At 45.2% G+C, this 13,330-nt stretch carries 13 protein-coding genes; all 13 read right to left on the bottom strand.

The features are described 5' to 3' along the window. Positions 1-92: 92 nt before the first annotated feature. The 13 genes from lpxA to rpsB all read right to left on the bottom strand — a co-directional run bounded on the left by lpxA (position 93) and on the right by rpsB (position 12,983). Positions 93-881: an acyl-ACP--UDP-N-acetylglucosamine O-acyltransferase gene (lpxA, locus tag RH89_RS22325; RefSeq protein ID WP_004406919.1), complete on the bottom strand. Its 789-nt coding sequence runs from the start codon at positions 879-881 to the stop codon at positions 93-95. 1 nt (position 882) lies between these two features. After that, entirely contained in the window at positions 883-1,314 is a 432-nt protein-coding gene (gene fabZ / locus RH89_RS22320; protein ID WP_173425408.1) for a 3-hydroxyacyl-ACP dehydratase FabZ, read from the bottom strand. Between the two features lie 110 nt (positions 1,315-1,424). Beyond that, entirely contained in the window at positions 1,425-2,444 is a 1,020-nt protein-coding gene (lpxD, locus tag RH89_RS22315) for a UDP-3-O-(3-hydroxymyristoyl)glucosamine N-acyltransferase (protein WP_004406916.1), read from the bottom strand. A gap of 3 nt (positions 2,445-2,447) precedes the next feature. Next, a complete protein-coding gene (locus RH89_RS22310) occupies positions 2,448-2,948 on the bottom strand; it encodes an OmpH/Skp family outer membrane protein (RefSeq protein WP_022551281.1) in 501 nt (166 codons plus the stop codon). A gap of 25 nt (positions 2,949-2,973) precedes the next feature. Next, positions 2,974-5,400, bottom strand: a complete 2,427-nt coding sequence (bamA, locus tag RH89_RS22305) for an outer membrane protein assembly factor BamA (protein WP_004406913.1) — start codon at positions 5,398-5,400, stop codon at positions 2,974-2,976. 62 nt (positions 5,401-5,462) lie between these two features. After that, a complete protein-coding gene (rseP, locus tag RH89_RS22300) occupies positions 5,463-6,821 on the bottom strand; it encodes a sigma E protease regulator RseP (RefSeq protein ID WP_004406911.1) in 1,359 nt (452 codons plus the stop codon). Then, entirely contained in the window at positions 6,818-8,026 is a 1,209-nt protein-coding gene (gene ispC / locus RH89_RS22295) for a 1-deoxy-D-xylulose-5-phosphate reductoisomerase (protein WP_004406909.1), read from the bottom strand. The genes rseP and ispC overlap by 4 nt, the downstream gene beginning before the upstream one ends. A 56-nt stretch (positions 8,027-8,082) precedes the next feature. Further along, positions 8,083-8,925, bottom strand: a complete 843-nt coding sequence (locus RH89_RS22290) for a phosphatidate cytidylyltransferase (protein WP_004406907.1) — start codon at positions 8,923-8,925, stop codon at positions 8,083-8,085. Between the two features lie 15 nt (positions 8,926-8,940). After that, entirely contained in the window at positions 8,941-9,693 is a 753-nt protein-coding gene (locus tag RH89_RS22285) for an isoprenyl transferase (RefSeq protein WP_004406906.1), read from the bottom strand. 96 nt (positions 9,694-9,789) lie between these two features. Beyond that, a complete protein-coding gene (frr, locus tag RH89_RS22280; protein WP_004406905.1) occupies positions 9,790-10,347 on the bottom strand; it encodes a ribosome recycling factor in 558 nt (185 codons plus the stop codon). 45 nt (positions 10,348-10,392) lie between these two features. Beyond that, positions 10,393-11,121: a UMP kinase gene (gene pyrH, locus RH89_RS22275; RefSeq protein ID WP_004406904.1), complete on the bottom strand. Its 729-nt coding sequence runs from the start codon at positions 11,119-11,121 to the stop codon at positions 10,393-10,395. Positions 11,122-11,275: 154 nt separating this feature from the next. After that, positions 11,276-12,118: a translation elongation factor Ts gene (gene tsf / locus RH89_RS22270; RefSeq protein WP_004406903.1), complete on the bottom strand. Its 843-nt coding sequence runs from the start codon at positions 12,116-12,118 to the stop codon at positions 11,276-11,278. A gap of 130 nt (positions 12,119-12,248) precedes the next feature. Beyond that, entirely contained in the window at positions 12,249-12,983 is a 735-nt protein-coding gene (gene rpsB, locus RH89_RS22265) for a 30S ribosomal protein S2 (protein ID WP_004406902.1), read from the bottom strand. Positions 12,984-13,330 lie beyond the last annotated feature (347 nt).

Genomic DNA, 13,330 nt, shown 5'->3' with positions numbered 1-13,330 from the left:
ACCAACCTCAATGTTGAATTTCAATGTGTTGAAAATACAAAAAGATCGCTGAAATCAGCGATCTTTTCAATCAATAAAATGGAGTACAAAGTCTAGCGAATGATGCCACGCTGAGTATTACCTAAGAAGTCCAAGAACTGCTGAACCACCGCGTATTCATCGGCTTCTTTCGCAATCTCCGTTTTGGCTTCTTCGAGAGTGAGACCGTTACGGTATAAGGCTTTATAAGCTCGGCGAATCGCGTGGATTTCTTTCTTTTCAAAACCACGACGTTTCAAGCCTTCGATGTTGATGCCAAACGGCTTACAGTGGTTACCTTGTGCCATGACAAATGGCGGCACGTCTTGAACCACAATTGAACCACCACCGACAAAGCAGTGCGCCCCTAACGTACAGAACTGATGTACTGGAGACAACGCAGTCAAAATGACATAGTCTTCAACGGTTACGTGACCTGCTAGCGTCGCATTGTTGCCAAGAATCACGTTATCGCCAACCACACAATCGTGTGCGATGTGGGCATTAACACAGAAAAGGTTGTCACTACCGACTCGGGTTTCCCCTTTGTCCTGTACCGTACCGCGGTGCATTTGAACACTTTCGCGAATGACATTGCGGTCACCGACGATAAGACGCGTGTCTTCACCACTGTATTTCTTATCCTGGCACTCTTCGCCCACAATGGCGTAAGGGAAAATTCTGTTTTCATTGCCGATAACAGTAGGACCTTTGATCACAACATGAGACATGATCTCGTTGTTTTCTCCGATCTCAATATCGCCAGAAATGTACGTAAAAGGTCCAACCGTTGTACCAGCACCAATGCGAACATTGCCTTCGATTACGGCACTTGGATGGATGGAAACAGATTCATGAATCATATTAAAACTCTCGACGAGCACATTTTAGTTCAGCAGAGCACACTACCTTGCCGTCTACTGTTGCTGTACCGTTGAACGCTGCGATACCACGGCGCTCTTTCAAAAATTCGACTTCAATTATCAACTGATCGCCTGGCATAACGGGGGCACGGAACTTAGCGCCATCGACACTTGCAAAGTAGTAAAGCTCGTTTTCAGCAGGTGCACCAAAGGTTTTGAACGCCAGTAGACCCGTCGCCTGCGCCATAGCTTCAAGGATCAGTACGCCAGGGAAAACCGGAAGTTGTGGGAAATGACCTGTAAATTGAGGTTCGTTCACTGACACATTTTTCAGACCGACAAGGCGTTTGCCTTCTTCGTAGTCAGTAACACGATCAATCATCAAGAAAGGGTAGCGATGTGGAAGAAGTGTTTGAATCTCCGTGATATCCATCGTTTTCTTTTCAGTAGTCAAAGTCATATTCCTATAATTTTTTAAATTCTATTCGTTAGCAAACGAATGAAAGCCTGCATAGTCGCAGGCTTAAAGTTAAACGCTTCGTGTCAGGATTTGAGTTCTTTCTCAACAGATTTGAGTCTTCTGTCTAGCTCTACAATCTTGTGTACACGTGGCACCATTTTACGCCATTCTTTGTTCGGTTGCACTGGCACACCGGAGGAGTAAACACCTTTTTCTTCGATGTCTCTCATAACCATCGCCATACCAGTAACAAAAACCTGGTCGGTAATTGTGATGTGTCCATTGACTACCGCGCCACCGCCAAACTGACAATATTTGCCAATGTGCGTGCTGCCTGCAACGATGACGGCCCCTGCCATTGCAGTTCCGTAGCCAATGTGAACATTGTGCGCTATCTGAATCTGGTTATCGAGAACAACGTTATCTTCAATAACCGTATCGTCCAGTGTACCACGGTCAATGGTGGTGCATGCTCCGATCTCTACTCGATTGCCAATACGAACACCACCAACCTGAGGGATTTTTACCCATTCACCTTTTTCGTTCGCATTACCAAAGCCATCTGAACCAATCACGGCGTTTGACTGAATCAGGCAACTTTCACCAATAGTCACACCATGATAAACACTGACGTTAGACCATAGCTTGGTGCTTGCTCCAATCTTCGACTGTTTACCAACAAAGCAACCTGCGCCGATAACCACGTTATCACCCAGAATGACACCAGATTCAATAACGGCATTCGCACCAATTGAAACATTTTTACCAAGAGTCGCAGAAGCGTCAATCACTGCGGATCTTGCAATGCCCTCTGCTGGTGCTGGTGTTGTGTCCAGAGCCTGCGCAACACGAGCGTAAGCGACATAAGGGTCATCAACGACAATCGCATTGCCATGACACGCATCCAGATCAGGTTCTCTGACAAGCACAGCATCCGCCTGGCAAGATTCCAGATTCTTTTTGAATTTAGGGTTAGATAGGAAAGTCAGCTGACCTTTACCAGCCTTTTCCATGGCAGCAAATTCAGAGACGACTACCGCACCGTCTCCGTGGAGCTCACCACCTGCAATGTTCGCAACTTCTGCAAGGGTTAATGTTGTCATAGCTTATTTAAGTTGTTCGATTACTTTTTTAGACAGGTTTAGCTCAGGTTTCGCGTATTGCAAAGATGTCGCGTCAATAACCACATCAAAACCTTCTTTCTCAGCTACTTTTGCTACTGTGTCTTGAATAAGCTTAAGCAATTTTTGTCTTTCTTGCGCTTCACGTTTCTGACCAGTCTGCTCTAGTGACTGCGCTTTGATTTTGTACTCAGCCTGAAGCTGACCGATCTCAATCTGAAGCTTGCGCACCCCGTCTTCACCAAGCAGTTCACCATCACGACGACCTTGTTCAACCTTGGTCTTGATCTTTGCTTCTAAAGCCTGAAGCTCAGCATTTTGGTCTTTAAACTCTGCCTGAAGCTTTTGAAGAACGGCTTCACGTTGCGGGAGAGCCTGGAAAATTTGTGCAGTATTCACATAACCTACTTTTTGCGCTGCTTCTGCTGCATTGGCAAAAAAAGATGTGCCTAAAATGGCAAGGCTAAGTCCTGCTGCTTTTAACATTGTTTTCAAAATTCTCTCCTAAGTTTTAGAAAGTTCGACCAATTGTAAAGGTAAAGACTTCGTCTTTGTCCCCTTCAAACTGTTTGATAGGTTTCGCCAACGAGAAGACCAGAGGTCCCATAGGCGACATCCATTGCAGGGCAACACCTGCAGACATTCGGTAGTTGGTTGGATCAGAGTAATCGTAGTAGTACTGACCACCAGAGCTTACTCCTGATTCAGGATCCAAGTAGTTAAATTCTGTATCCCAGACGCTCGCTGCATCAATGAATGCACTGGTTCGGATTTGGCTGCGCGCTTCATCAGATGCAAACGGAGTCGGGAAAATCAACTCCATGCTAGCCAGAGCAATGGCGTTACCACCGACTGAATCATCGGTCACCGTGTACTGGGAATTGTTCCCGCCTGTGTGGTTCTCATTGTACACCGCCTTTGGACCCGCACTGTTGGATCGGAAGCCGCGTAGTGTACTGAAACCACCAGCGTAAAAGTTCTCGTAGAATGGGAACAGGTTGTCATTGTCGCCATTCTTACCATAACCGTTTCCGTAGCCTAAACGTCCACGCAATAGTAAGGTAAATTCATGTTTCTTTGTCAGAGGGATGTACTGTCTTACATCGTATTGCAGTTTGAAGTACTGAACATCTGACCCAGGCACTGTCATTTTGTAGAAAGCACGCTGGTGATTACCTGCTGTAGGAAAGAAACCACGGTTCAGGTTGTTTCGCGTCCAGGACAGTGACACATCGAAGTCATTCACATTCAAGCTTCGATCGTTAATGTCTAAGTTGTCTTCTTGTGCCTGGAGGAACTTTTCAATTTGAACGTATTCGTCCAGGTTTGAAATTCGGTTATGCGTGTAACCCAAACCAATTTCAAAGAAGTTCAACTCATCAAATGGGAAACCCCATGTCAGACGTGTACCGTAACTTTCGTTGGTGTAGTCAACAATGCCAGCTTCTGATGCTTCAAACTGGTTATAGAATATTTTTCCACCCAGGCTGACACCATCAAGGTTCCAGTACGGATCACGATATTCCAGGCTGACATTTTTACGGAATTTGTTTGTTGAAGCGTTGATACCTACACGGTTACCGCTTCCGATAAAGTTATCTTGCTGCAAGCCCACCTGGAAGCTCACACCAGATTCCGTACCATACCCCACACCAAAATTGATACTACCGGAGTTGGCTTCTTTGACGTTATAGACTAAATCCACCTGGTCTTCAGTGCCCGGAACACGAACCGTCTGCACGTCGACTGTTTCGAAAAAGCCAAGTCGGTTTAATCGACTCTTACCTGTGTCGATGGCTTTTGAGTTTAGCCATGAACCTTCCATCTGACGCATTTCACGACGAAGAACTTCATCACGAGTGGAATTATTGCCAGTAAAGCGAATGTCACGCACGTAAATACGCTTACCTGCTTCGACATTGACGACTAGAGAAACTTTTTTATTTTCATCGTCAAACTCTGGAATCGTACGAACCTGAGGATATGCATAACCGGATTCGCCCAGAACACGCTTTACATTTTCTTCCAAGGAAGTCACCGCACTGCCATCGTAAGTATCACCAGCAGCAAACGGCACCATCTTGTTGAATTCTTCTTCTTTGTCGATCAACTCCCCACGGAATTTAACCGACTCAACCGAATAAGGTTCACCTTCATCCAGAGTTAGAGTGATGTATACACCTTTCTTGTCCGGAGAGATTGAGACCTGAGTGTCGGATACCTGAAACTTCAGATAACCTTGGTTGAGATAGTAAGTTCTTAGCGCTTCGAGATCCCCAGCCAGTACTTGTTTCTGATACTTTTCATTCGCCAGGAAATTCCACCAAGGCACGTCTACACGTAAGTTGAAGCGAGATCGAAGGTCATCATCTGAAAATACAGAGTTACCAATGAAGTTAATTTGCTGAATTTTGGCCGAAACACCTTCAGTAAATACAAACTTTAAATCAGACCGATTACGTGGAAGAGGAGTAACTACCGCTTTGACTTCAGCGTTGTACTTACCGACGCTGTAGTAAAAATCTTCCAGACCTTTTTCAATATTGCTCAGCGTTGTACGGTCAAGAGCTTCACCAATTCGGATACCTGAAGCATCGAGGTTTTGAGTAAGCTGCTCTTCTTTAATCGCCTTGTTTCCTGAGAAAGAGATGTTCGCAATGGTAGGACGCTCTTTCACTTCAATGACAAGTACGTTGTTATCTCTAAGCACTCTGACATCTTCATAGTTGCCGGAGTCATATAAGGATTTGATGATCTTTGCCACATCTTGCTGATCAACCGAATCACCAATACGAATAGGCATTTTGAGGAGTGCAGCTCCCAACGCGACACGTTGCAAGCCTTCAATCTTGATGTCTTCTACGACAAATTTTTCTGCACCATTCACCACTGTGCTCGTGAGCAACAGAGAGGTGAGCAATAAATGCTTGATCGCCATATCTATTCTGATTATTCCTTGCTACTTCTTATTCGTTGCCATCTTCTACCAATCAGGTGATATCAAAGGCGAGTAAAATCGTTAAACAATGCGACTATCATAAGGGAGAAGATAATAGCTCCGCCCAATTTATAACCGACTTCTTGAATCTTTTCTGGTACTGGTCTTCTGATCACAGCTTCAACCGCAAAGAACAACAAATGACCGCCATCAAGAATAGGCAGTGGCATTAAGTTGATGATACCTAGATTAATGCTGATCAAAGCCAGGAAACCTAGGAAATACACCAGTCCATAGTCAGCAGTAGTGCCCGCACCTTTTGCAATAGAAATCGGTCCGCTAAGATTTTCTATACCAACATCACCGACAACCAGCTTCTTCAGCAAGCTAAAGGTCAGAGAAATGACCTGCCCGGTTTTTTCAACTGCTTTACCAACTGACTCAACAACGCCATATTGCAAATCGAACTTGTAATCTTGTGGCCACTCACCAATCTCTGGTGCAATACCAGCAAACCCTTTAGTAGTGCCTTGCTTATCCGTTCTTGAGTCAGGAATAAGCTGTAAATCCCTTGTCAGACCTTCACGCTCTACTGAGATTGTAATGGCTCGCTCTGGGTTATCCTGAATGACTTTAACCATTTGTTGCCATTCATTCACTGGGGCACCATTGATTGCAATAAGCTGGTCACCCACTTCAAAGCCAGCTTTTTCCGCCGCACCACCTTCACCAACATGGGCAATCTTAGTGGTGGTTTCCGGACGGTAAGGTCTGAAACCCAAGGTTGTCATTGGCGATTCCGTCTCAGGATTAAATTGCCAATCACGTAAATCTAGTTTGAATACTCGTTCAACACCTATGCCGCCTTCAGGTTTTACTGCCATGGTCATCTCATCGTCACCAATGTGAGCGATAAGCTGCATGTTGACAGATTCCCAATCAGCGGTTTTGATTCCAGCAACAGACTTTAGTTCCATTCCCGGTTCAATTCCCGCTTCAGCAACGATGGAATTGGGTATGACCTCACCGATAACAGGCTTAATTGCCTGAACACCCATGATAAACACAAGCCAGTAAGCAAAAAGCGCAAAGGCGAAGTTAAATACCGGACCTGCTGCCACAATAGCGCTTCGCTGCCAAAGTGATTTATGGTCAAATGCCTGATTTTTTTCTTCTTCTGAAACAGTATCGACACGACCATCCAGCATCTTGACATATCCACCGAGAGGGATCATAGAAATGCTGTATTCGGTGCCGTCTTTACCGACTTTGCTCCAAATAGATTTACCAAAGCCAATTGAAAACTTGTGTACTTTCACACCGCAACGGCGCGCTACCCAAAAGTGACCATACTCATGTACCGCCACCAGTACACCCAGTGCAACAATAAACGATACTAAGTTCCACAAAATACCTGTCATATTGTTCGCTTACCTACATGTTCATGCGCAAGAATACGCGCCATTCTATCCAGCTCTAATAAGCTTTCCAAGCAATCAACCTCAAGGTTTTGCTGTTGACCACACAGCTTGGACAAAACCTGTTCATTGATGGCTGCAATATCTGTAAACCGGATTTGATTATTTAAAAATGCTTCCACAGCAATTTCATTTGCTGCATTCAGTCCTGTTGTTGCGTGTTGTCCTGTGTAACAAGCTTCAATAGCAAGCTTAAGACAAGGATAACGATCGAAATCTGGTTCTAAAAACGTCAGTTCACCCACTTTGGTAAAATCCAACGGTTTGACACCTGCCATTATTCTTTCAGGGTAAGACATGGAGTATGCAATGGGTGTCGCCATGTCTGGTTCACCCATTTGTGCCAAAACAGAACCATCACAATACTGCACCATGGAGTGGATGACAGATTGCGGATGAATAACCACTTGAAGCTGTTCACGGCGCGTATTGAACAACCAGCGAGCTTCAATGTACTCAAGCCCTTTGTTCATCATGGTGGCAGAGTCGACAGAAATCTTTGGTCCCATCGACCAGTTAGGGTGTGCGATGGCTTGTTCTGGCGTGACATCTTTGAGTACAGACACATCCGAATAACGAAAAGGACCGCCGGAACCGGTAAGAAGAATCGAAGAGACTCCAGCCTCATTCAGGTCACAGTGCCCGGGTTGAGTTTGAATGGATTCAGGTAAGCATTGGAAAATGGCATTGTGCTCGCTGTCTACAGGTAGAAGCTGTGCACCGTATTTTTTAACCGCATCCACAAAGAGCTGTCCAGACATAACGAGCGCTTCTTTGTTTGCAAGAAGTACACGCTTACCCGCCTGAACCGCAGACATAGTAGGAATAAGCCCCGCTGCTCCGACAATGGCAGCCATTACTGTATCCACTTCATCCATGGAGGCGACAGCACATAAGCCTTCATTTCCCGCTAAAACCGTTACTTTGCTACCTGAATTTCTGAGAGACTCTCTTAGATCAACAGCAGCTTTTTCATCCGCCATTACCGCATAGACCGGATTCCATTGCTCACACAAAGCCTGCATTTTGGCAACGTTACTGCCTGCAGCCAGAGCGAACACATTAAATTTTTCTGGGTTTTGGTTTACCACCTTTAAGGTGCTGGCACCAATAGACCCCGTCGCTCCAAGAATGGTTAAATTTTGCATTGTGAAGACCGTTATACAGAACTTGAAAAGGCAAGTTTCCCTGCCTTTTTACAACATTAAAGCGTGAAATAGAGTAAGGCAAATACAGGAAAAGCGGCAGTTAAGCTGTCTATTCTGTCTAGAACACCGCCATGCCCGGGAATAATGTTTCCGCTGTCCTTTATCCCTGATACGCGCTTAAACATACTTTCTACCAAGTCACCTAACACTGAGATGATAACAGTGGCAAGAGTAATGAATATCATTATGACAGGGCTGGAGAAGGTGAGTTCAAACCAATTTGCCGCGCCCCACCCAATTACCAATGCGGTTATGATGCCACCGACCAGACCTTCTATGGTTTTGTTCGGGCTGACATTAGGAGCCATTTTGCGCTTTCCGAAACTTTTACCGGCAAAATAGGCGCCGCTGTCGGCCGCCCAGACAAGAAAGCAAACAAACAGGACAAGCTTAGCACCGTAATACGGATCGGCGTCGTAGCCTACGCTTCTTAGAAGAACGACAGAGGTAAAAAAAGGAATCAGTGTCAGTAAACCAAAAAGGTGGCGCAGTACATTTGAATTTTCCCAGAAGCTTGCAGACTTAGGGAAAGACATTGCCATACCGCTGGAAGCCAACCACCAGACTCCAGCGACAGTGAGAATAGTGACGTGACCGCTCGATACTTGCTGAAGTGCTTCCACATCAAAAGGCAACAAGTAGAACAGACCAGCCAAAGCGACCAGCGACGGAATCAAAGCGAGCTGTCTGTTAGATGATTTGACAAATTGAGTCCACTCCCAGAAGCCCACTACAACAATTGCAGCGATGGCAGCAACAAAGAGAGGGATAGAAAGTTTAAAAATCCCCAGCACAACTAATGGAGCCAGAATCAGCGCGGTTATAATTCTTTGTTTCAAGCTGATGATCCTTTTTTATCCATTCATGATTTCTTGAATCTGTTCGCCTGTACAGCCAAAGCGACGCTCGCGGTTAACAAACCACGCCACAGCATCTGCCAGGCTTTGCTCATCAAAATCCGGCCAGTGTTGGTCGACAAAGTACATTTCAGCGTAAGCCATTTGCCACAATACAAAATTGCTGATCCGGCATTCACCACTGGTGCGGATAAGCAGATCAACTTCAGGTAGATCGGACATGGTAAGGTGTGAAGCAACAAGCTCTTCATTGATCTCTAGTGGATCAAGAATGCCTTCTTTGGCTTCTGAAGCGATTTTCTGAATGGCTTGAGTGATGTCCCATTTACCACCGTAGTTAGCGGCGACATTCACCACCATGCCATCATTATCTTTAGTTAGAGTCTCAGCTTCGACAATCTTCTTTTGCAGCCTCTGATTAAAGCGAGAGGTATCACCAATCACACGAAGCCTCAGATTGTTTTTGTGAAGACGTTTCACTTCTTTGGACAGAACGGTAATAAACAGCTCCATAAGTAGGCTCACCTCTTCTTCCGGGCGACGCCAGTTTTCACTGCTGAACGCAAAAAGAGTGATAGCTTCTATGCCTAAGCGAGATGCTGCTGAAATGGTTTTTCTTACTGAATCGACTCCTGCTTTGTGTCCAAATACGCGAGGCTTACCTTGCTTTTTTGCCCAACGACCATTGCCGTCCATGATGATAGCGATATGTTTGGGGAATGCGTCTGGAGAGACTTGAGTGTTCAGCATAGAGAATTCATTGAATCTAATGGGGTTGAGATAATAGCATAAAAAAAGCGCTGTGCTGTGGGCACAGCGCTTTGAAAAAGAAAAGTGTAAGTGATATTACACTTCCATCAACTCTTTTTCTTTTGCAGCAAGAACTTCATCAACTTTCTTAACTGCAGCGTCAGTCAGCTTCTGAATTTCGTCTTGTGCTTTACGATCTTCATCTTCTGAAATTTCTTTGTCTTTCAGTAGTGCTTTCAGGTCGTTGTTCGCGTCACGGCGAATGTTACGGATAGCAACACGACCGCCTTCTGCTTCACCACGTACAATTTTAACTAGGTCTTTACGACGCTCTTCTGTTAGCGGTGGAAGTGGAACACGGATAACCGTACCCGCAGACATAGGGTTTAGACCCAGATCTGACTGCATGATTGCTTTTTCAACTTTAGGCGCCAGTTCTTTATCGAAAACCGTGATTGCCAGAGTACGTGAATCTTCTGCGATTACGTTTGCAACTTGGTTTAGAGGAGTAGCTGCGCCGTAGTATTCTACGTTGATGTTTGCCAATAGGCTTGGGTGAGCACGACCTGTACGTACTTTAGACAGGTTATTTTTTAGCGCTTCAACGCTTTTTTCCATGCGCTCTTGTGCATCTTGTTTGATTTCGTTAATCACAATTTCACCTTAATAATTTTTTATAAGAGTGTTCTGGTTACCGATTTAGGCTTCGCTGATCAGCGTACCTTCGGCTTCACCCATTACCACGCGACGTAGAGCGCCTGGCTTGTTCATATTGAATACACGGATAGGCATTTTGTGGTCACGAGCCAATGTAAATGCCGCTAAGTCCATTACTTTCAATTCTTTTTCAAGAACTTCACTAAAAGAAAGAGTATCATACAGCTCTGCTTCAGGGTTTGCCACCGGATCAGCAGTAAATACACCATCTACTTTTGTTGCTTTTAGAACTACATCCGCTTCGATTTCAATACCGCGCAAACAAGCAGCAGAATCAGTAGTAAAGAATGGATTACCTGTACCTGCAGAGAAGATAACCACACGGCCTTGACGCAGTTCGCGAATCGCATCTGCCCAGTTGTAGTCGTCACATACACCTTTTAGAGGAATTGCAGACATAACGCGAGCATTCACGTATGCACGGTGAAGCGCATCGCGCATTGCCAGGCCGTTCATTACGGTTGCCAACATACCCATGTGGTCACCCACAACGCGGTTCATACCCGCTTCAGCCAGACCTGCACCACGGAACAAGTTACCACCACCGATAACCACGCCCACTTGAACACCCAGTTCAACCAGTTCTTTTACTTCTTGAGCCATACGATCCAAGATTGCTGGATCAATACCAAAACCTTCTTCACCTTGAAGTGCTTCACCACTCAGTTTTAACAGGATACGTTGATACGCTGGTTTAGGGTTAGTAGTCATGGAGTTTACCTTCCAAATGAGAGTTGTTGATTAACAGTCATGAATGCATGCTGGAACTGTCAGTGTGTATTCATCACAATTAACGCTTCTGTCTTCTTGTCATAAAAAGACCGCAGCCTTGGCTACGGTCTTTTTTTAAGCAATCTACAAGGGATTAACCTTTTTGAGCAGCCGCTACTTCTTCAGCGAAACTCATTTCTTCAGCTTTCTCGATACCTTCACCAACTTCTAGACGAACGAAGTTAGTTACTGAAGCGCCTTTCTCTTTAAGAATTTCGCCAACAGATTTCTTAGGTTCCATAACGAAAGCCTGACCAGTCAGAGAGATTTCGCCCGTGAATTTCTTCATACGGCCAACAACCATTTTCTCTGCGATTTCAGCAGGCTTGCCTTCGTTCATTGCGATTTCAACTTGAACCGCTTTCTCTTTTTCTACTACGTCAGCAGGTACGTCTTCTGGGTTAACGTACTCTGGACGAGAAGCAGCAACGTGCATTGCAACGTGCTTAAGAGTTTCTGCGTCGCCTTCACCAGCAACAACAACACCGATTTTCTCACCGTGACGGTAAGCAGCCAGTGCAGCACCTTCAACGTATTGTACGCGACGGATGTTTACGTTTTCGCCGATTTTAGCAACTAGAGCAACACGAGTTTCCTCGAATTGAGCTTGTAGTTCTTCTGCAGTAGCTTTAGAAGCAAGAGCCGCTTCAGCAACTTCGTTAGCAAAAGCTGTGAAGTTTGCATCTTTAGCAACGAAGTCAGTCTGACAGTTAACTTCAAGAAGAGCAGCAACGCCGTCAGCTTCTTTGATGATAATTGTACCTTCAGCAGCTACGTTACCTGCTTTCTTAGCAGCTTTAGCAGCACCTGATTTACGCATGTTTTCGATTGCTAGTTCGATGTCGCCGTTAGTTTCGTTCAGCGCTTTCTTACAGTCCATCATGCCTGCGCCAGTGCGGTCGCGCAGTTCTTTAACTAGAGCAGCAGTAACAGCCATTCTCTATTCCTCAGTTGATTCTGGATATGGTAAAAATCAGGGGCTCGATGTCGGCCCCTGATAGTAACTATAACTTAGCTTATATTTAACTTTTGTTGCCTATAAAACTAAGTGTGACTCAGAGCCGCTATTACTCAGCTTCTTCTACGAAACCGTCTTTTTCAGCAGCCGCTGCAGCAACGTCTTGGTTGCGACCTTCGCTCACTGCAGTTGCAGCAGCGTTTAGGTAAAGTTGTACAGCACGGATTGCGTCGTCGTTACCAGGGATAACGAAGTCAACACCATCTGGGTCAGAGTTAGTATCAACAACTGCGTATACAGGGATACCCAGGTTGTTTGCTTCGCGAACTGCGATGTGCTCGTGATCAGCGTCGATTACGAATAGAGCGTCTGGTAGACCGCCCATGTCTTTGATACCACCAAGAGATTTCTCTAGCTTCTCCATTTCACGAGTACGCATTAGAGCTTCTTTCTTAGTTAGCTTGTCGAAAGTACCGTCTTGAGACTGTGCTTCAAGATCTTTCAGACGCTTGATTGACTGACGAACAGTTTTGTAGTTCGTAAGCATACCACCCAACCAACGGTTGTTAACGTAGAACTGGTTGCTTGCGATAGCAGCTTCTTTTACAGCTTCAGATGCAGCGCGCTTAGTACCTACGAAAAGAACTTTACCTTTCTTCTCGCCAACTTTGCCTAGCTCAGCTAGTGCATCGTTGAACATTGGTACAGTTTTTTCTAGGTTGATGATATGAACTTTGTTACGAGCACCAAAGATGAATGGCTTCATTTTTGGGTTCCAGTAACGAGTCTGGTGACCGAAGTGAACACCAGCTTTTAGCATATCGCGCATTGATACAGTTGCCATTTTAAATTCCTCTATGGGGTTAGGCCTCCACATACCCCATGCGTCCGACTCAGCTTCTTATATCTAAGTAAGTGAGCACCCCGGATCATGTGTCGGTACGTGTGTGATTTAAGAAATAGTTTGTTGGAGCCAAAAGCAGCTTCGCCGAAGGAGAGAACTGATCTTGATTCCGGCGCGCTTTATACCATAAAAACGGCGAGTAAAGCTAGTAATAAATTCTCTGACTGAATGATACAAACCGTCTTTGAGACTTGGCTTGACGTAACATCTTCCAGAGAAAGATTCTGGTCACACCTTATTAGGGGAAATGAATGCAATTGAGCGGCTCGATAGTGGCTGAATCTAGC

The sequence above is a fragment of the Vibrio nigripulchritudo ATCC 27043 genome, from assembly GCF_000222685.1.
GTDB classification, from domain to species: domain Bacteria; phylum Pseudomonadota; class Gammaproteobacteria; order Enterobacterales; family Vibrionaceae; genus Vibrio; species Vibrio nigripulchritudo.
This window is presented reverse-complemented; position numbering and strand designations above follow the sequence as displayed.